Here is a 17,821-nt window from a genome sequence, read left to right as displayed (position 1 = left end):
ACATTATCGACCTTTTTCTAGAAGGAGGGTCTTGGTAGGTTGATCACAGACTTCGCTGGGGCCATAGTATTGGATGGCTCCGGGGAAAAGATAGGAGGTTTTTACTGCCCACTCGTCCCGCTTGGCCGCAAAGGTTTTAAAGGGCCGTCCATTAAGGTCTACGAGGGCCTTGCGGATAACCGGTTTTTTACTTCCATGGCGCTGTTCCATGTTCATCATCATGGTGAGGGGAATACCGCCTGCGACCCATTCAGAAGCGGGAGCGGTAAGGTTTTTTACGCTGGAAAGGTAACCCGTAAGGCCACTGGCGATCAGCACAAAGGCGGTAAAGCCCAGGGCATAGCAATAGTCCGCATCAAAGTTGCTGGGGAAGGCACAGCGGCCTTCATACCCAAAGAAGTGGGCCAGGGCGCTGAATTTCCCCGTGTAGGCACCGGCTTTTTTGAGTTCCCCGAGACGCTGTTCCACCATGCTGATAAGCAGCTTTTCTGTTTCGATGCGGGAAACCTGTACATTCCCGTGGGGATCCCGATCCATAAGGAGTTGCTTGGCGATATCCACGGGAAGGCTCGCAAAGACCTTGGCAGAGGCGGGACTGAGTTTTTTATTAAGCCATTCTGCCTGGGCCTCGAAGCCGGAAAGCTTGCCAAATTCTTCTGCATAGTGGGCCATAAGGTCATTGAGTTCTGAAATGAGTTGCTTCATTTCGGGGACAAATTCCACAAGCCCTTCGGGGATCAGGACCACCCCGAAATTCTCTTTGTTAGCCGCCCGCTTTACGATAGAATCGCAAATTTGGTCCACAATCTGGGCAAGGGAAAGTTTTTTCGCTTCTACCTCTTCTGAAATGAGGCATACGTTTGGTTGAGTTTGAAGGGCGCACTCCAGGGCGATGTGGCTTGCGGACCGGCCCATCAATTTAATGAAGTGCCAGTATTTTTTAGCGCTGTTAGCATCCCGTTCGATGTTGCCAATGAGTTCGCTGTAGGTCTTGGTGGCCGTATCGAACCCGAAGGATGTTTCGATGTGTTCGTTCTTCAGGTCCCCATCGATGGTTTTGGGGCATCCAATAACCTGAATGGGGGCCTTCTGATCCACAAAATATTCGGCCAGGAGGGCCGCATTGGTGTTTGAATCATCCCCCCCGATGATGACAACCGCATCGAGGCCCAGTTTTTTTGCAGTTTCCAGGGATGCGGCAAATTGTTCCGGGGTTTCGATCTTTGTTCGACCTGAGCCGATCATATCAAAGCCACCGGTGTTCCGGTATTGATCGATGAGCGCATCGGTGATTTCTACGGTTTTGTTTTCGATAAGCCCGCTGGGTCCCCCCAGGAAGCCTAAAAGCCGGGAATCCTTGTTCCCTTTTTTAAGACCGTCATACAGACCGGCTATTACATTATGTCCCCCTGGAGCCTGCCCGCCAGAAAGGATTACCCCTACGGTGAGTTTTCGGTTGATCTTATCATTTTTTCCGGGGACAAAACGGGCGATCGGTTTTCCATAGGTGTGCTTAAAAATTCCCTTCAGGTCCGCCTGATCGGCCACCGCTTCGGTGGGTTCCCCCAGTTCCACCGCGATTTCTGATACAGGCCTGGTAAGAATGGCCGGCAGTTTTGGTTGATACCCATACCGGGCCTTCTGTAATGCGGATACTTCCATGGGACGTCACTCCTCAAAAATAAATGTTGAATTATAGTAATAAAAACACTGAAACTATGCAAGAATGCAGTATAATAAAAGATAGAATTCTATAGGAGGTGTGTGTATGAAACGGCTGGTATTGGTTCTTCTTGTGGGACTAGGACTGGTGCTCCCCACTTTTAGTGAATGGCGCTTTGATATTGAGTTAGATGTTCCCCGGGGTATAGGCATTGTTTCAGGTAATAAGGTAAGTTTCCCTGAGGGTGACCAGGAGGTGGTAGATTTCTTTAATACTTATCCGATGGTGATCCCTGGCCTGAGTGTTTCTTATGCCTTTCCCATAACGGAGTCGTTCCGCGTGGGAATAGGAGCCCGAGCCTTTTCGTTTATTATTATAAGTTTTGGCTGGCTTAACAGTTACGCCGAACTTGATTTCTGGAATCTTACTCTTCTTGGTCAGCTTGGGGGGGGGGCCTATTTCTTAATTCTCGGTCCCCAGAGTAATTTCGGTACGGGCAGGACCTTATTCCCTGATATTTCCCTCTGGTACCGTTTTGGAAAGACGTTCCGCCTCGGTGTGGGTGCGATTGGGGTTTTGTTCCCCGATGCGGATCAACTGGGTTTTGCCTATTACCTGGGTGCCCGGTGGGTAATCCCGTTGAAGTGACGGTGTTAGTGGGAGATGGGGCCCTTCTGGATAGGTGATAGTAGAGGTAGGGCGCAATCTACCACGGTGGGATTTTGAAAAGAGAAAAACTTTCCTTAAAAAAACAATAAACAGGCCCCCTTAAAAAAAGAAGGGGGCGTTTGTCTGGGGCATGGAAGATCGGGGATGCCCGATCGCCTGCTATTCAATATTGATTGAGAATTGTTCGGGCCCATCGGTAAATTCTCAAGGAGTAAATGTGGCTCCTCATGGAGAGGGGCAGACCGCTTACCCTGGCACCTAAAATCGTCCGGTGGAAAGAAGTACCAGCGTACAGGCATGGAGCCAGGGGATGCCGGCTTCAGAGAGGACCTTCTCCAGAGTAGGGTTTTCTGCCCCGGGATTCAGAATGACCCGACCAGGTCGAAGAGCCAGAATTTCTGGGATAAGTGGGGTCGACCGTTTTTCAGACAGGTAGATTGTGAGGGTATCTACTTTTTCGCTAATATCAGCGAGGCGGGGAACCACAGGAAGACCTTCTATTGAAGAAAGCGTAGGATTCACGGGAATAACAGGAAAGCCGTGTTTTTGTAGTTCCCGTACTGCCCTATACGAATAGCGTTCGGGGTTGTCGCTTGCCCCCAGGACGACCACGGTTCGTGTGTTCATCATATAATAAATATAGAATGGAGACCCTATGATCGCAAAGAAAAAAAATGTTTCAAAAACTCATCACTGCTATCCGAAGTTTTTTCTTTTCGCAAAAGTCGGGGCGGGCTTTCTGTTTCTGTTTTTAGGTTTGAGTGTTTTTCCAGAGAGACTGGAAGCCCAATCGGAAACAAGGTATGAGGCCCTCGGCACAGGAAAGGGAAAAACCCGCGATCTTGCCCTGGAAGAAGCAAAGATTAATGCCCTTGAGGAAATTGTGTATCACCAGGCAAGGAAAGATCCCCTCTTTCGGGATCTGTTTATTCCCGAGGCCCTCCAGCAGGGGGAATTCCAGGTTATAGAGGCAAGCCAACAAAACAAGGAATCCTGGATTGGAAAGGTGCGGGCCTCGGTAGAACGCTCTCTGGTGGACGCTCTGTATGTGGGGCGTTATGCTACCACGGTGGTGAACCTCCTTGATGCGGCCGAAACGGCCATACCTGACATAGAAAAGCTTTTGAGCGAGGCGGCGCGGTTTGAATCGAATGGAGTTATTGCCTCCGCAGAGACCACCTATTCCCAGGCCCGCAGTAAAATCCAGGAGGTGCTCCGGTACCTGGGCCAGATACAGGATGCCTATTATTTTTCGTCGATACAAAAAAGGAAGGCCCCCGAATTGCAGAAACTGCTTCAATCCTACGATGGCACTGCTCAAGAGGGAATTGCCCGTTTGCGGAAAGCCCAGCAACAGTTGGATAAGACTGCCACTACTCAAAGGATCTTAGAGATTTTTGCTGAGATAGAAAATGCCCTTATCCCCATAGAAGAAACCCTTACCCAGTGGAGGCCTGTCTCAGCCTCTCCTCAGAGTTATAGTCAGGAAATCCTTAAGGAAATCCAGGCAGGTCTTAAACAAAAAAAAGGCTCCCTGGCTGTCCAGAAGAAAACCTTTGTCCAGGCAAGTCAGGGCATTTCTCAGGAAGATCTCTATGTATATGCCCGTAAAACCATGTTGCAGAACCGCCTTTCGCTTGTAGAAGGGGACCTTTCCCGCATAGAACAGAGGATTCAACAGGAACTGTGCTGGAGGTCCCCGGTGGTGCAAAGTACGGTATGGCTTATCAATCATGTCCCCACGGATATCTTCTCCCTCGGAATGTATGCCCCCTGGGGAATCGTTCCGGCCAATGGATATCCCCGATCGGTACCCCTTGCCTGGCAGGCCTATCTCACTGTCCAGGGAGCAGTTCCCCTGGGTGAGGGAGGCCTCTGGGGAAGTTCTTCTTTTTACGGGGGGGCTGAATATTCCTTAGGAAAAGATACCATCGTCAGTCAGCAGGTCCTCCTGGGATTTTATGGGAGAACCCTCTGGGGCGCCGGTGTTCGATGGGATTGGTGGCGACAAGACCCGACCCAGAGTTCCTCTCCTCGGTTTGCGGTTGCCCTCTCTGGTGGCCTTTCTGGATCCTCGTATGGGAAAAAGGCGCAACGTCCGCTCTGGCTAAACACCTTTTGGTATGAGATCCCCTCAGGGGCCTTTCATATGGCCCGGTATCTTAATATTTCGTATGAAAGCGAGCTTAATCCCTCTCCGTATGTTCAGTTCCGTTGGTGGCTTACCAGTACGAGCAGAAATGGGGAGGAAGCGGTCCCCCTGTGGGTCGGTTGGGCTGGCCTGGAAGCGGCTTTTAGGTTGCCCATCCTCAAACCTTTCCGCTGGAAAATCCGCTGGCAGGGGGCCATGACGGCTCCCCTCCAGGATGTACTGATAGATGGTACTCTTTTAGAAACGAAAGGGGCCTTTGGGTTTGGTCTTGAGTATAGCCTGTAGTTTAAGATAGGGCGGAAGCGGCCCCTGCCTAAAGAGGGCGGGTGCGTAAAAACGATACGCTTAACCTGACAGAGGTCGGGCCTTTCCATGCCCCTTACGGGAGGTTCCCTCCAATGGTGGTCCCCACAAAGGGTTCATGGTGGAGGATCCGGCGAAGGTTCTCGAGGTCTTTGCCCGCGGCGCATATAACCTCAAGCCCCAGTTTTTTGGCATGTCGACTGGCCACCGGATCAAAGGGCACATTCTTACCCGGTACCCACTCATCTCCTACTAAGGAAAGAAATTCATCCCAGGAGATGGCATCGATAGGCCGGGCCTCTGGGTTTTTTCGGGGATCATCGGTGTACACCTTTTGAATGTTAGAAAGGTTGATAAGCCGCGAGGCCTGGAAGCGTTCTGCCAGGAGTACCGCATCGTAGTCGGTAGAAAAACCCGGTTTCCAGCCTGCGGCCACCAGGATCCGTCCAACGAAGGGACCCACCTCGGTCGGATCGATCACCACCTGTTGAGGACAGAGGTCAGAAAAAATAGCCCGCAGAAGTTGGGCGTTCAGACGGGTCGCCATGATACCAATCCAATCGGCCTGGTCGTCTATCGGTTGCTGAACAAGCTGCCGGTAGGCCTGTTGATAGCGGCGAGCAGGTCCTCCTCCTCCTACCACCAGGATGAAACGGGTTTTTTCATCTTCCGCTAACTCAGAGCGAATGAGGCGAGAAAAATCCGCCAGGAACGTCGTATCAACATCATCGGGGGCCACAATGGAGCCACCGAGGGAAATTACCGTTACCATCTCAATCTCCTCCTAGTAGATACCCGTAATTTCTATATCACTCCATAGGGAAGAATAGGATTCTAATTGTTCTAAGGATTCTTCCCAAATCGATTGCAGGGCATAAGAGCGACTGTACTGGACTATCCTTCCCCGGGGAGCCATGGGGGAAAGAACCCGCTCTCCCCGAGAAAAGGCGATACGGTTGCTATCACTGTTTCCAAAATAGTAGCTTCCGCTGTCGGAACGGGTGATGAAGGGGGCGGGAACGGCACCGGCCCCCAGGGCAGGATCTACCGGTACCCAGCCAAAATTATCGATCCAGAATTCTGCCCAGAAGTGAACCCGGGTTTCCCGGTTTTTCCCTATTAAAACGCCCGCAATGGGAAGCGCCGGGATCCCCAGAGACCGGGCCATGGTGCAAAAACTCAGGGCCGCCGTATAGGTATCCATCCGTTGCAGGGTAAGGGCGGTAAGCATATCAAAGGAAACGCTTTTTTCTGACACCCCTCCCTGGGAAGTAATCCACTCATACAGCCGTTGGGCCTGTTTGTAGGGGTTTTTTTCTTTTCCTACAATGGAAAGGGCTTTCTTTTGAATTTCCGGGTTATTAGCCGGAAGCAATGTTGTAGGGCGAGTGAATACCTCGAATTGTTTGCCCGGGCTTACCACCCGGGAAGCATTTACCGATGTTTCGACCGTGTAGGTGTCTACGAGATAGGAAAGACTAACGACAGAGGAGCTTCCCCGGGAGAGATTCTTAAGCTGAAAAAGACTTGCCCCTTCATAATTTTCTACAAAAGGGTCCTGGCTTCGTTGAAGTACCTGAATAGGTCGCTGGTACGCTGTGGTAACAGGCAGGGGAAGCCACAGGTACAGCGTATTGGGCCCGGAGGCTTCCTTTACATTGATCTGCACTGAATAGGTAATAGCGTAGGTTTTTTTATCCCGGTATGTTTTTGTGCCTGGCCGATCAGTGACTTCAAAGAAGAAGGGCTGGCTGGTACCGTTTGAAGTTACTACTTGAACGGCACCACTTACGGCTCCGTCGGGGATCCTGAGGCGTATCTCCTTGTCGGTCCATAGTTCATATCCCCCCTCTCCTTCGCTTACCGGTACGGTTGTATAGTGGGATGCCGTTTTGCCCAGCATGGGGGGGAGTTCCGCCTGCCAGGAAAACAGGACCTGGCTTTTATCCCGGGAGGCTCCGAATCCCTGCCCTAGTATTCGAATAAGGGAACCGATTCTTTCTGCGGATGGTTGTATTTCTGTGATGAAGGGACCCCCTTGATCGGTCCGAAGGTTCATCCGTTGGGGCATAACCAGGCGATTGGTAAAAAGAGCGGGATTGCTTTTTTTCTTTCCCACGTGGACATATACGAGTCCTGAATGGGCGAATTCCGGTATTTTTACCGAAATATAGGTGTCCTTCCATTCGATGTATGAGGAAGCGGTGGGGATAATTCCTCCAATGCTCAGATAGCTTGTTCCCCGCTCGTTTCCAAAATTTTTGCCCCGGACTATCAAGATATCGCCGGGATTACCTATTCGGGGATCGATGCCGGTAATTGTTGGAGTAGGGGTTAAGCAGGCACCCCACATGAAGAGGGAACAGCTACAGAGGATGAACAAAAAGAAACGGTGGCGATACATTATTTATTGGTGTCTCCGCTTTTAGTGTCTTGCCCTTCTTGAGGGGTGTTTTTTTTATCGAAGGGACGTAATTCTAACTGAATCTCTATCTGGGCCTGGCCTTCTTTTGTCTGATTCCCCAGGGGGAAGAACAAGACCTGTTCCCCGTAATTTATTGGTATGGTTTGAATGGTAGATTGGTATTTGAGCCCCTGTTGGGGTGTATCTATCCATACCTGTCCCTGGGCAACCAGGAAGGTCTTGCCATCTTCCCGCTGGTAGGGGGTAAATTGGGCCAGAACGATCACATTTTTTCCTACCAATTTGAGAATAACCGCTCTTCCTGGAATGGTTACCTTGGTGTTTTCCGTGGACCATGCTTCTGTTTCGTTTCGCTCGATTACCCGGGCGACAATTTCCAGAATAAGGGCTTTTTCTTTAAGACCCGGAACTTCTGTAAAAGGAGCCTCTTGTGCACAAAGGCCTGCGGAGGTTAAAACGATTAAAAGAGCGGGGATTAAACGGGGGCCCATCAGGGTTTTTTCCTCCCCTGGTATTCCACGGCCTTAAGCAGGGTTGGCTGTCCTGCGGGAACAAAATTCTGTGTTTCAGGAAGTTTGATAATCACGATGTCCGCCGTAGCTGCCTGCATTTCCAGGTATTGTACCAGATTTTCAATATTTGATACAGGGACTATGTTTTGAACCTCCGTGTTGATCCGCGCAACCGGTAGATGGGAGGCTCCGTTTCCCGGGGAAAACAAAAGGGGCCCTGCGAGGGATGCCACAAGAGCCACCAGAATCAGGGCTGCTATTGCGGCGGGTAAGGGGATAGCCACAGGACGATTCCAGGAAAAACGATGTTTTTGGGAGTTCCCCTGGCCTTCCTTTATTTTAACTGCGAGCTGTTGCCATACCCTCTTCTGCGCGGCCTGGATCACCTCCATGGGTGGGCATGGTAGGGTATGCAGGTCTTGGTGAAGCCCTTGGAGCTTTTTTGCCTGTATTTGACAGCTCCCACAATGAAGAAGATGAGTTTCTAGCTTTTCTTTCCATGGGGAAGGAAGTTCCCCATCCAGATAGAGTGATAGAAGGGACTTGTCAGGACACATGTTCCCCATCCTTGCCATTTTCTGTGGCCCTATCGATATCCTTCTTGGTAGTGAATGATACCTCATTCATATCTTTCTGTTCTTCAATCTTCCCATCTTCTGGGCTAAGAAGCCCCAATTCTTTTATTAACCGTTCTCGGGCTCTAAAAACCCGAACTTTTACGTTCCCCTCACTAATTCCCAGCACTCGACCTATTTCTTTATAATTAAGGTCGCCGTACTCTTTCAAATATAAAACAATCCGCAGGTTTTCTGGTAACCGGTTCAATGCCTGTTGAATTTCTTCCCGGGTTTCTTTGGTGATATAGTCGCCTTCCCCACTCGGTATAGGTGTTGAATTCTCACGGAAGGCCTTCTGATAGGCCCGTCGTTCCCGTTCTTTCCGTTTTGCATAATTGATAGAAGCATTTTTTACTACCCGGATGAGCCAGTACTTTGCTTCTTCTTCATTGGGAAATCGCATCTGCCGTTCGTAAAGCTTAAAGAAAGCCTCCTGACAGATATCCTCTGCTGCATCTTCTGACCCCACAATCCGGTACGATACAGAGTATAAAAGAGAAAAGGTCGTTTCGTACAGGTGGCGAAACTCCGCCTGTGAAAATCCACCATCCGATGATATAAACAACGTTACCCTCTCATGTGTTACAAGCTCACCTTTTTCCACCGGGTCCCCTGGGGTGTATCCTCAAGAATAATGCCCCGTTCCTTAAGATAGGCCCGGATTTCATCGGCCCGCTGGAAATTCTTTTCCTTTTTCGCTTTGCTTCGTTCTTCGATAAGGGCCTCTATCTCTTTCTGGAATTCAGGATCGATAGCTTCCGGAAGAGGCTGTGCAGTAACTGCTTCATAGAGTCCCAGTCCAAGAACCTGATCCATATCAAAGACCACGACTAGCACTTCTTCGGGGGGGATAGCCGGGTTACGAAGCAAACCCCAGAGTTCCGCCAGGGCCCGGGGAGTGGAAAGATCTGTTTCAATCGCCGTATTAAAACGCTCAAGAGCAGAGCGGGCCTCTTCTCCAAGGTCGCTGGGAGATACAGTTCCCGCCGGAGGAAGGGAATGGGCCGCACTGGCCACGTTCTGGAGCCGTTCTACTAGGGTCCGCCGGGAATTGCGGGCCCCTTCCAGGGCTTCAAAGGAAAACTGGAGTTGGCTGCGGTAATGACTGCCCAATAGGAGATAGCGGTAATCCAGAGGATGAAAACCCTGATCTATCAAGCTTTGTAGGGTAAGAAAATTCCCACTGGACTTAGACATTTTCCCTTTGTCCATTACAAGGAATTCATTGTGGATCCAGTAATTTACCCACTTTTTCCCCGTGGCGGCCTCGCTCTGTGCTATTTCGTTCGTATGATGGATGGGAATGTGATCGATACCGCCGGCGTGAATATCAAACTGTTCTCCCAGGTACTTCATGCTCATGGCTGAGCATTCGATGTGCCAGCCCGGATAGCCCCGTCCCCAGGGACTATCCCACACCAGGGCTTGATTGGAGAATTTGCTCCTGGTAAACCAGAGGGCAAAGTCGTAGGGATTCTTTTTATTGGGATCCACATCGATGCGGGCCCCCGCTTTTAGATCTTCTATCCTCAGTTGGGCAAGCTCGCCATAGGAGGGAAATTTGGTGATATCAAAATACAAATTTCCCCCTGCCTGGTAGGTATAGCCCCGGGCTTCGATGCGCTGAATGAGACGAATCATGTCATCGATGTGCTCGGTGGCCTTACACACAATGGTAGGTCGCAGGATGTTTAGCCGCTCCGTATCGCGAAAGAAGGCTTCGGTGTAAAACTGGGCAATTTCCAGCACCGTTTTTCCCCGTTCTTCCGCACTTTTTACCATCTTGTCTTCCCCGGTGTCGGTATCTCCCGAAAGGTGTCCCACGTCGGTAATGTTCATCACGTGGGTTACCCTATAGCCTGCCCGTCGCAGGGCCCGAACCAGGATATCGTGGGTCACATAGGCCCGCAGGTTTCCAATGTGGGCATAATTGTACACCGTGGGTCCACAGCCGTAAAAACCAACCTTCCCTTCTTCAATAGGAATAAAGGGCTGTAGACTTCTTCCCAGGGTGTTAAAAAAAGAAAAGGCCATGGAACCTCCCGGCTAAATTCGCTACAATGCCTGTGGTATGCTTACCCTACGGAAATTGCTAGAAAAAATCAATAGTGTTGTTCCTTTCGAAGGGGACCTGGCCTTTGACGAACCGATGCGAAGGCACACGACCTTTCAGGTGGGGGGGCCGGCGGACCTCTGGATACGTCCCCGGGGGCCTCAATGGCTTCCTTTTGTGCAGATTTTGCTTCAGGAAGCCCGCGCAGCGGGAATCCCCGTTTTTTTCCTGGGGAGTGGGGCAAACCTGGTGGTGGCGGACCGGGGAATCCGGGGTATCGTGTTAGATTGTACGGGGTATACGGGACTTTCCTTTGGGCCCGATGATGTGTTTATCCGGGCCGGTACGGAGGTAAACGAAGCCATTCGACTCTGTGTGAACGAAGAAAGAAGTTCCCTGGAATTTCTAGCCGGTATGCCCGGTTCCATCGGCGGGGCTGTGTGGATGAATGCCCGCTGCTATGGCTCTTCCGTATCGGACAGGCTCCGGGAAGTCCAGATTTTAAATGAAGCACTAATGGAAGAATGGGTTCCTTACCGGGAAGGGGATTATGATTATAAAAAAAGTCCCTTTCAGGGACGCCCTGTGTTAATTTTAGGGGCCCGTTTTGTTACCCAGCGGGCGAATAAATGGGAGCTAGAGCAGTGTATCTATCAATATCGAAAGGATAGGGAAGAAAAGGGGCACTATCGGCTACCCTCGGCGGGTTCGGCCTTTAAAAATAACTATGCCTATGGAAAACCAACGGGGAAGATTATTGACGAATTGGGCCTTAAGGGTTTTCAGATTGGAGGGGCCCGGGTTGCAGACTGGCATGGGAATATTATTGTGAATACGGGAAATGCCAGCGCCGCCGATATTCGGAATCTTACCGAAGAAATAAAGTCCCGGGTCTTTGCAGCCACCGGTCTTTTGCTGGAGTGCGAAATCCTGTTTGTTGGGGATTGGTGAATACAAAAAGATTCTGCGGATGCAGAACATGGTACGGAGGCACAAGGGGCCTTTGTGGGATTCCTGGACCAACGGAGCATCTGCCACAAAAGAGGTCAGATAGGCTGTTCAACGGCTTGTATTGCTCGATGGTATCATCCCTGGTAAAGAAAAAATGGTGTTTGGCCAGGCGGAAACATGAAAAAAAGATAAAATTAGCTATACTTAAAAGAGAAAACACATACGCTGTACAAAAAACGGCCCGGGAGTATCAAGTAAAAAAGAGGGCCCTCAGACAGGAGGTATGAGTAGGATGAAACGGAAATGGTTAGGGATAGTGTGGCTGGTTTCGGCGACGTTTCTGTATGCCCAGGGGACACCACCCCTCGTGGTAGGTTGTATTCAGGATCTCCAGGGATCGGTAAGCGTTACCCGCAATGGTAAGGTATTAAACAAAATCGATATTGGAGACAGGATAGAAAATTATGATCTTATCAAAACGGGAAATGACGGTGTCCTTATCATCGAACTGGATCCCGCCACGGGTATGAGGGGTTCCCTTACCGTAAAACCTAAAACGGTGTTCACGGTAAAAACCGAAACCATTCGGGGAAATCCTTCTACCGATGGGAATGTGATTACCGGTACGGTGGGGGCTAAGGTAAAGAAAATTTCCGGTGATCCGAGTCTACGGGTCCGCAGTGGGGGCACCGTCATGGGGGTGCGGGGAACGGAATTTACGATAATTATCTCGATTAACAATGCGGTGCTCGTCACCTGTGTAGAAGGGCGGGTTCAGTGTACCGATGAAGAGGGGGCGGTGGTGGAGGCCTTCCCTGGTCAGGTGGTAAGCCAGAAAGTTGGCGAGCGGCTTATGGCTATTCCGGTGGCCCTTTCGTCGATCCAGGATTTCCAGACGCGCTGGATAACGGAAGAAATCGAAGCCTTTAAGGCCCAACCGGTTAAGGCCCTGGAGCAGTATGCAAAGGCCTATAGTCGTTATAAGAAAGAGTTCATCGCTGCCACCGATGCCCTCTTGGCGGATTCGGTGGTTCGCCAGTGGAAGACCGAATTTAGCCGGGGGGTGCTTCCTTCAAGCAGGGATCCCCAGGTGATGAAACAGAAAAGCCAGGTGGTTCGTCTTTTGATGGAAACCCGGCGGGTCCTTTTCTTCTTTGAGCGGATATACTATCGCTTGAATGAGATTGAGTCCTATCTTTCCTCGGCGGATCTCGGCAAGCGCCTTTCTACCGGCGATCGGGTTCAAACCTTTTTGCAGCAGGTACGTCGAGATACGGCTGATCTAGAGCGTCGCACGGCGGAATACCGGTTTATCACGAAATTGTACGCCCTGAGGAATGAGGGAAGGGATCCGGTGGGCTTTGATGCCACCAATGACGATTTCTTTGACGATCCCAACTCATTTTTTGATAATTAATGTAGATTGCCGAAGGGCTCCGTTGACAAGGCAAGGGAGCCCTTCCTATACTAAGAGTTGTCCCTAGAAAAGGGGACAGAGATCCGGAGAGGTTTCTCAAGAGGACCCGAGAGAATCCCTGGAAAGTAATGGGGAGAGGGATGGCGAACCAATTACAGCTTGCCTTTGTCAATTTTAAGAAAGATTCTTATATCATCGTGGAAGGCAAACAGAATGCGGATCGATTTTTCATCATCCGGCAGGGGAAGGTTCGCATTTCCAAAGAGGTGGAGGTTGTAGAAGAAGAAGGGGGAAACATCCTGGGGCCAGGGGACTTCTTCGGGGTTGTGGCTACCATGTCGGGACATAGCCACATCGAAACTGCCCAGGCCATTACGGATGTGACCCTTATTTCGGTCCAGCGGGATCAGTACGTTCAGCTTATCCAAAATAATACGCCGGTGGCCATGAAGATAATCCTGCAGTTCTCCCGGCGCATGCGGTACCTGGACGAAGCCCTTACCCGACTTACCCTTAAAAACACCGCCGAAGGGGATTCGTCCCAGCTTTTCAAAGTTGCCGAGTATTATGCTAAACAAAGCCAGTATAACCTTGCCTACTTTGCCTACTATCAGTACCTCAAGTATTGCCCCCAGGGACAACATGTGGCAGTAGCCCGGGAGAGAATAACGAAGATAGCCCCCTATGCACGTCCTGCTTACCTGGATAAAAAATCCGGCGATTTTACCCGGCTGTATCCAAAGGATACGATGATCTTTGCAGAAGGGCAGCCGGGGGATGAGCTGTACATCATTCAAAAAGGGGCTGTCAAAATTGTTAAAATTGTGGATAACAATGAGGTGCTCCTGGCGGTGCTTCGTCAGGGAGATATTTTTGGCGAGATGGCCTTGCTTGAATCTAAACCCCGTTCTGCCAGTGCCATTGCCTATGACGATTGTACGGTCCTGGTAGTAAATCGAGAAAACTTTGAGCGCATGGTAGGTACTCAACCGCAAATTATTAGTAAGTTGACCCAGCTGCTGGCAGAGCGGATTTGGTTTATCTATAAGCAACTGGCGAATACCCTTATTTCGGATCCCCTGGGAAGAATGTACGACGCCCTTTTGATTCAGCTGGAGAAAAATAGAGCGCCTATGGGAACTGGTTCCTATACCTTTGATTTTGGTCCCAAGGAACTTATCAATATGGTGGGTTTGCCCCTTTCTGAAGGGAATCTGGTGATTCATAAATTGCTTGAAAATCCCAAAATTCGTGTCGTGGATGCAAAAATCCATGTGGTGGATGTGAGCGAGATTGTAAAACAAACCGAGTACTATCGGAAAATGCAGAAGATAGAACGGGCCCGGCGAGAAGCGGCGGGGCGGACATTGGTATAAACCCGAAAAAAGGCTCGGGCTCGATGGAGGAAGAAGAAAGACGGCCCCTGTGTTCTTTCCCCGATCCCCGAGGGAAAAAACGAAGACGATGGGGCCCCTACAGAGAAAGTTCTGAACTTTTTTCCATACCCATCCGATAGTAGTAAGGGGGGCTTCGTGATAGAGGTCTCCCAATGCACTATCCTGAAACCAGAAAGCAAAGGCCAGAAGACCAGGAGCTAAGGACAGAACTGGCCCTGTTAGCAGAGGGGCGAGGACTACTGTTTAGGGGTGGCGCCGAGGTGGTGGCCAGCTAAAACTCTGAAGAGAGGCATGCATTAAGAATCCCATGAAATATTCGAATACTACCTGCAAAAAGACAGCTTCTTCGATGAAATTCGGTATGGGACTTCTTTTTTCTTTTCTTGTGATGACCTCTGCGGAAGCTCAAACCCCCACCACCGGGAGCAGCCAGGGAAGCGCTTCGACGCAAGACCAGGGGGTGGCAACTGCTCAGGTTGTCCCGGCCGATAGTGGTGCTGTGCCGAATCGTTTTCGGGCCTACTACCTGGGCATGCCCCTGGAGGAATTAAAAAAGGCCCTTGCGGCGGACGACCTTTTTCTTTTTCGAGGGGATCGGGATGTGTCCCTCCTACCGGTTCGGGAACAGAGCCTGATAGAAACCACGGGGCTTTCTTTTATTCGACGGGCCTTTTTCCAGCTCCGGGAAGGAAAGCTCTTTGTGATGTCCTTTTCCCTCAATCTTGATAAAATAGATCACTATTCGGTTTTTACCAGTTTGACCAAGAAATATGGGGAACCGGATACCCTTAACCCTCAGGAGGCCGTATGGATCCGGGGAAATGTGCGGCTTTCCCTTGAGCGTCCCTTAACCATAAAATACATCGATCTTACGGTTTTTAATACTATCATAGAAGAATCAAAGGTTGGGGCTTCCCGGGAAGCCCGCCTCCGGGAGGAGTTCCTGAATGATTTATAACCGACTGCGGCAACAGGGCTGGTGGTGGGTATATCTTTTTATACTGGTAGGAACCCTTGGGGCCTGCGCTGAACAGGGGGCCCAGAAGGGACTTCCCGAACGGGATCTGACGATCCAAAAGGCCGATGGGAAAACGGTGACTGTCCGGGTAGAAGTTGCGGATACGGAGGAACGGCGGACCCGGGGGCTTATGTTTCGGCAGCACCTACCGGAAGGCCGGGGCATGTGGTTTGTATTTGAAGAGGATAAGATCCTTTCGTTCTGGATGAAAAACACCCTCATCCCTCTTTCCATTGCCTATGTCCGTTCCGATGGCACCATCGTGGATATTCTGCCCATGGTTCCGGGAGATCTGAGCCCTATCCAGTCCAGTCGGGCGGCCCGGTATGCCCTGGAGGTACCCCGGGGATGGTTCGAAAAACAGGGAATTCGGGTCGGCGACCGGATCCTTGTGCCGTCACCGTAGCAAGAACTCTCACAGAAAGCCTCGCAGGAGAGAGGGCGCCGAGAAATGAACAGGCCTTCTGCTCCCTGCTCCTGGCGGCGGAAGGGCCCTCCCAGGAATGACTCGATTTGGGCTTTTCCCTGACTCCAGGGGAAAGCCCCCGGGCTTTCTTTTTATTCTTCTAGCTCGTGTAACATTTTTTTTGCCAGGGGATCTTCCGGCTCTATCTCCAGAACGGTGCGGAAAAATCCCTTTGCTTCTTCTTTTTTACCTTCTTTTAGGGCCAGCATTCCCAGGTTGGAGATAACCTTGATGTTATCCCCCTCGAATCGGAGGGCCTGTTCCAGTTCCTTTCGCGCCCTGCCGTAGTCTCCCAACTCGATATAGCAAAGAGCAAGTTCGTTACGGGTGTCGCACCCGTCTCCACCTAAAGCGAGGGCCCGCTCAAAGGATGTTTTTGCCGCTTCCCAGTGTCCAAGCCGCCGTTGCGCCCAACCACGGATGAACCAGCCGTTCCAGACATCCCCATGCCGACGGAGGAATTCATCGATTTTCTTAAGTCCCTCCTCCTCCTGGCCGAGGCGGACAAAGTCATAGGCCTCTTTAAAAAGCTCGTCATCCAGAGAACGGTTTTCTATCTCCTGGATAATCTTCTGGGCCCTCGCTTTTTTGCGTTCCTCCTCTGCCACAGGAATATACGAAAGAAAACAGCTTTTTGCCCGTTCATAGTTTCTTAATTTAAGGTAAAAAAAGCCCGCATTAAAAAGGGCGTTGGGCAGGGGAGGTTTACGATTCAGAAGATCCCGGTATAGTTCGTGGGCCTCTTCGTACCATGTTTCCGCTTCCTGCTCTTTCCCCGCCTCTTCGAGGCGACTTGCCCGTTCTTCCAGAATAAGGGCCTGGTTAAGGAGGATCTCCTGGGAATCGGGGAATAGCCCCCGGAGGGCCTGGGTAATTTCCAGGGCCAGGTCGAAATCACCATTCTTTGCTTTTAGAATGGCCGCTTCCCCGAATTCTTTCTGGATATCCGGTTTTACGGCAAGCACAAAACGGCGATAGTACTCCGCATCTTCCCCCTGGGGATCCTCCGCGACTACCGTAATCATCCCTGAAAGGATCATTTCCCAGGAAAGGTTTTCCAGGTTTAATTGTTCTTCCCCCGGAGGGAGTTCTACAGGAAGGGGAATAGAAGGATCGATGGTAAAATCCTCGGTGCCCAGGGAGGCTATTTTCCCCCGGAGAGACTCGGGAACCGACAGATACACAATCCGATGATTCGATAGATAGTTTTTCATAGTGCTCCACTACTAAAAATAGATTGGCCCTTCTTTCACGAAGTGCAAAATTTTTGGGGTCCCGTTATTTTGGCTGTTCTCCGGTCGCTGCTTTTTCGTTCGCCCCCGCTGCAGCAGCCGGTGCTTCAGGCTCTTCTTTCGGTTGCTCGGTGCGGATCTGACTCAGGTACTCATTGATCCGCATCTTGTAATTCATGGGGATTTGGGTTTCTTCGAATTGAATTCCCAGGGCGATGAGTTCCTTTCGCCCTTCCACGTCTTCGGTGCGCACCACCTTGCCGGGGATCTGGATACTTTCCCGGGGATCTTCGAAGTCCAATCGCAGTTCCACCGTTTTTTCCAGGAGAAATTTGGCAACCCCCACCATGATGATCTTTGCCCCTGAAAAAGAAAGGTCCCGCAAAATACACCGCCGGGGCACTGCTTGAATAAAGACCACCGTTTCTTTTTGCAGGAGCTTTAGTTTCCGCAGTCTCTCAGGGGTAATGAGGATCCGCTCATCCCTTCGTTTTGATGAATTAATGTTAGCATCCAGTAGTTTCCCCATGATCTCGATAAGGTCATCGGGGGGACGCTGGGTGAATTGCAGGGTTAAGAGGTGCATCTCAGAGGAGCCCTGGTAGGGGCTGGAACCGGCCACCTTGGCGGATACGAAAAACATGAGAGGATCGGTCTTGTCGGAAAGTTTAAAGCTGTATCGTAGATTGACCAGATTATTGGCCTGCTGAATTTTCCCGAGCAACCCCGTTTTGGTATTGATGATAACCTTTGCCTGCTCAAAAGAAGAAGAATAAATTACACAGGGCCAGGCTTCCCCAAGACACTTAAGAAACACAAATTGGGTGAGTAACCCTGTGGCCTTAATAACCTCTTTTGTAAACGTCACATGGATAGATTTATAGCGTTCGTAATATTTAGTAATTTGCTGGCTTGTTGTAACACCCATCAGGGATAACTATAAAGT

Annotated in this window: 18 protein-coding genes and 1 pseudogene; 8 read left to right on the top strand and 11 right to left on the bottom strand. The window is 50.5% G+C overall.

The genetic code is table 11. The annotated features are described in order from the left end of the window. Positions 1 to 3: 3 nt before the first annotated feature. Positions 4 to 1,662: a diphosphate--fructose-6-phosphate 1-phosphotransferase gene (locus C5O22_RS05545; RefSeq protein WP_132780212.1), complete on the bottom strand. Its 1,659-nt coding sequence runs from the start codon at positions 1,660 to 1,662 to the stop codon at positions 4 to 6. A 106-nt stretch (positions 1,663 to 1,768) separates the two neighbouring features. Here C5O22_RS05545 and C5O22_RS05540 point away from each other — a divergent pair, with 106 nt between their 5' ends. Next, a complete protein-coding gene (locus C5O22_RS05540; protein ID WP_132780211.1) occupies positions 1,769 to 2,311 on the top strand; it encodes a hypothetical protein in 543 nt (180 codons plus the stop codon). 279 nt (positions 2,312 to 2,590) lie between these two features. Here C5O22_RS05540 and C5O22_RS05535 read toward each other — a convergent pair whose 3' ends face one another. After that, positions 2,591 to 2,962 carry a CoA-binding protein gene (locus C5O22_RS05535; RefSeq protein WP_132780210.1) on the bottom strand — a complete coding sequence of 124 codons (372 nt, stop codon included), beginning with the start codon at positions 2,960 to 2,962 and terminating at the stop codon, positions 2,591 to 2,593. Positions 2,963 to 2,987: 25 nt separating this feature from the next. Between C5O22_RS05535 and C5O22_RS05530 the strand changes: the two genes are divergently transcribed. Further along, positions 2,988 to 4,769, top strand: a complete 1,782-nt coding sequence (locus C5O22_RS05530; protein ID WP_207895349.1) for a hypothetical protein — start codon at positions 2,988 to 2,990, stop codon at positions 4,767 to 4,769. A 94-nt stretch (positions 4,770 to 4,863) separates the two neighbouring features. Here C5O22_RS05530 and pyrH read toward each other — a convergent pair whose 3' ends face one another. From pyrH to cysS, 7 genes and pseudogenes are all read right to left on the bottom strand, one after another. Beyond that, on the bottom strand, positions 4,864 to 5,559 hold the full coding sequence (pyrH, locus tag C5O22_RS05525; RefSeq protein ID WP_132780208.1) for a UMP kinase: 696 nt from the start codon (positions 5,557 to 5,559) through the stop codon (positions 4,864 to 4,866). A 12-nt stretch (positions 5,560 to 5,571) separates the two neighbouring features. Then, the gene (locus tag C5O22_RS05520) at positions 5,572 to 7,191 is read right to left on the bottom strand and encodes a transglutaminase domain-containing protein (protein WP_132780207.1); all 1,620 of its coding nucleotides are present in this window, start codon (positions 7,189 to 7,191) and stop codon (positions 5,572 to 5,574) included. Beyond that, on the bottom strand, positions 7,191 to 7,703 hold the full coding sequence (locus C5O22_RS05515; RefSeq protein ID WP_132780206.1) for a hypothetical protein: 513 nt from the start codon (positions 7,701 to 7,703) through the stop codon (positions 7,191 to 7,193). Before C5O22_RS05515 ends, C5O22_RS05520 begins: the two co-directional genes overlap by 1 nt. Next, complete coding sequence (locus C5O22_RS05510) at positions 7,703 to 8,116, bottom strand: hypothetical protein (RefSeq protein ID WP_243692882.1); 414 nt, start codon at positions 8,114 to 8,116, stop codon at positions 7,703 to 7,705. Before C5O22_RS05510 ends, C5O22_RS05515 begins: the two co-directional genes overlap by 1 nt. Positions 8,117 to 8,188: 72 nt before the next feature. Further along, positions 8,189 to 8,281: pseudogene (locus tag C5O22_RS13645) on the bottom strand (zf-HC2 domain-containing protein); the annotation flags it as partial. Further along, positions 8,271 to 8,906, bottom strand: coding sequence for an RNA polymerase sigma factor (locus C5O22_RS05505; RefSeq protein ID WP_132780205.1), 636 nt, complete (start codon positions 8,904 to 8,906; stop codon positions 8,271 to 8,273). The pseudogene C5O22_RS13645 and the gene C5O22_RS05505, both read right to left, overlap by 11 nt. Positions 8,907 to 8,923: 17 nt before the next feature. Then, complete coding sequence (gene cysS / locus C5O22_RS05500; protein ID WP_132780204.1) at positions 8,924 to 10,375, bottom strand: cysteine--tRNA ligase; 1,452 nt, start codon at positions 10,373 to 10,375, stop codon at positions 8,924 to 8,926. Between the two features lie 37 nt (positions 10,376 to 10,412). On the opposite strand from cysS, the gene murB reads away from it, so the two are divergent. The 6 genes from murB to C5O22_RS05475 all read left to right on the top strand — a co-directional run bounded on the left by murB (position 10,413) and on the right by C5O22_RS05475 (position 15,583). Next, the gene (gene murB / locus C5O22_RS05495; RefSeq protein ID WP_243692875.1) at positions 10,413 to 11,345 is read left to right on the top strand and encodes a UDP-N-acetylmuramate dehydrogenase; all 933 of its coding nucleotides are present in this window, start codon (positions 10,413 to 10,415) and stop codon (positions 11,343 to 11,345) included. Between the two features lie 292 nt (positions 11,346 to 11,637). Further along, positions 11,638 to 12,762 carry a FecR family protein gene (locus C5O22_RS05490; protein ID WP_165910418.1) on the top strand — a complete coding sequence of 375 codons (1,125 nt, stop codon included), beginning with the start codon at positions 11,638 to 11,640 and terminating at the stop codon, positions 12,760 to 12,762. A 140-nt stretch (positions 12,763 to 12,902) separates the two neighbouring features. After that, positions 12,903 to 14,138, top strand: a complete 1,236-nt coding sequence (locus C5O22_RS05485; protein WP_132780202.1) for a Crp/Fnr family transcriptional regulator — start codon at positions 12,903 to 12,905, stop codon at positions 14,136 to 14,138. A 173-nt stretch (positions 14,139 to 14,311) separates the two neighbouring features. Continuing rightward, entirely contained in the window at positions 14,312 to 14,434 is a 123-nt protein-coding gene (locus tag C5O22_RS13735; protein ID WP_279432189.1) for a hypothetical protein, read from the top strand. A 32-nt stretch (positions 14,435 to 14,466) separates the two neighbouring features. After that, a complete protein-coding gene (locus tag C5O22_RS05480) occupies positions 14,467 to 15,117 on the top strand; it encodes a hypothetical protein (RefSeq protein WP_132780201.1) in 651 nt (216 codons plus the stop codon). Continuing rightward, positions 15,107 to 15,583: a DUF192 domain-containing protein gene (locus tag C5O22_RS05475; protein WP_132780200.1), complete on the top strand. Its 477-nt coding sequence runs from the start codon at positions 15,107 to 15,109 to the stop codon at positions 15,581 to 15,583. Before C5O22_RS05480 ends, C5O22_RS05475 begins: the two co-directional genes overlap by 11 nt. Positions 15,584 to 15,735: 152 nt before the next feature. Here the strand turns inward: C5O22_RS05475 and C5O22_RS05470 are convergent, their stop codons facing one another. Continuing rightward, entirely contained in the window at positions 15,736 to 16,857 is a 1,122-nt protein-coding gene (locus C5O22_RS05470) for a tetratricopeptide repeat protein (protein ID WP_132780199.1), read from the bottom strand. 64 nt (positions 16,858 to 16,921) lie between these two features. Further along, entirely contained in the window at positions 16,922 to 17,803 is an 882-nt protein-coding gene (locus C5O22_RS05465) for a PilZ domain-containing protein (protein ID WP_132780198.1), read from the bottom strand. Between the last annotated feature and the right edge of the window lie 18 nt (positions 17,804 to 17,821).

Origin of the sequence: Treponema sp. J25, assembly GCF_004343725.1 — a bacterium.
Classification (GTDB): domain Bacteria; phylum Spirochaetota; class Spirochaetia; order Treponematales; family Breznakiellaceae; genus J25.
This window is presented reverse-complemented; position numbering and strand designations above follow the sequence as displayed.

Bases quoted from the DNA above. Each gene is read 5' to 3' on its own strand.
- cysS (WP_132780204.1), bottom strand. From the start codon at position 10,375: ATGGCCTTTTCTTTTTTTAACACCCTGGGAAGAAGTCTACAGCCCTTT.
- C5O22_RS05515 (WP_132780206.1), bottom strand. From the start codon at position 7,703: ATGGGCCCCCGTTTAATCCCCGCTCTTTTAATCGTTTTAACCTCCGCA.
- C5O22_RS05475 (WP_132780200.1), top strand. From the start codon at position 15,107: ATGATTTATAACCGACTGCGGCAACAGGGCTGGTGGTGGGTATATCTT.
- C5O22_RS05470 (WP_132780199.1), bottom strand. From the start codon at position 16,857: ATGAAAAACTATCTATCGAATCATCGGATTGTGTATCTGTCGGTTCCC.
- C5O22_RS05520 (WP_132780207.1), bottom strand. From the start codon at position 7,191: ATGTATCGCCACCGTTTCTTTTTGTTCATCCTCTGTAGCTGTTCCCTC.
- C5O22_RS05465 (WP_132780198.1), bottom strand. From the start codon at position 17,803: ATGGGTGTTACAACAAGCCAGCAAATTACTAAATATTACGAACGCTAT.
- C5O22_RS05485 (WP_132780202.1), top strand. From the start codon at position 12,903: ATGGCGAACCAATTACAGCTTGCCTTTGTCAATTTTAAGAAAGATTCT.
- C5O22_RS05540 (WP_132780211.1), top strand. From the start codon at position 1,769: ATGAAACGGCTGGTATTGGTTCTTCTTGTGGGACTAGGACTGGTGCTC.
- C5O22_RS05490 (WP_165910418.1), top strand. From the start codon at position 11,638: ATGAAACGGAAATGGTTAGGGATAGTGTGGCTGGTTTCGGCGACGTTT.
- C5O22_RS05510 (WP_243692882.1), bottom strand. From the start codon at position 8,116: ATGGAGGTGATCCAGGCCGCGCAGAAGAGGGTATGGCAACAGCTCGCA.
- C5O22_RS05530 (WP_207895349.1), top strand. From the start codon at position 2,988: ATGATCGCAAAGAAAAAAAATGTTTCAAAAACTCATCACTGCTATCCG.
- C5O22_RS13735 (WP_279432189.1), top strand. From the start codon at position 14,312: ATGCACTATCCTGAAACCAGAAAGCAAAGGCCAGAAGACCAGGAGCTA.
- pyrH (WP_132780208.1), bottom strand. From the start codon at position 5,559: ATGGTAACGGTAATTTCCCTCGGTGGCTCCATTGTGGCCCCCGATGAT.
- C5O22_RS05480 (WP_132780201.1), top strand. From the start codon at position 14,467: ATGAAATATTCGAATACTACCTGCAAAAAGACAGCTTCTTCGATGAAA.
- C5O22_RS05545 (WP_132780212.1), bottom strand. From the start codon at position 1,662: ATGGAAGTATCCGCATTACAGAAGGCCCGGTATGGGTATCAACCAAAA.
- murB (WP_243692875.1), top strand. From the start codon at position 10,413: ATGCTTACCCTACGGAAATTGCTAGAAAAAATCAATAGTGTTGTTCCT.
- C5O22_RS05535 (WP_132780210.1), bottom strand. From the start codon at position 2,962: ATGATGAACACACGAACCGTGGTCGTCCTGGGGGCAAGCGACAACCCC.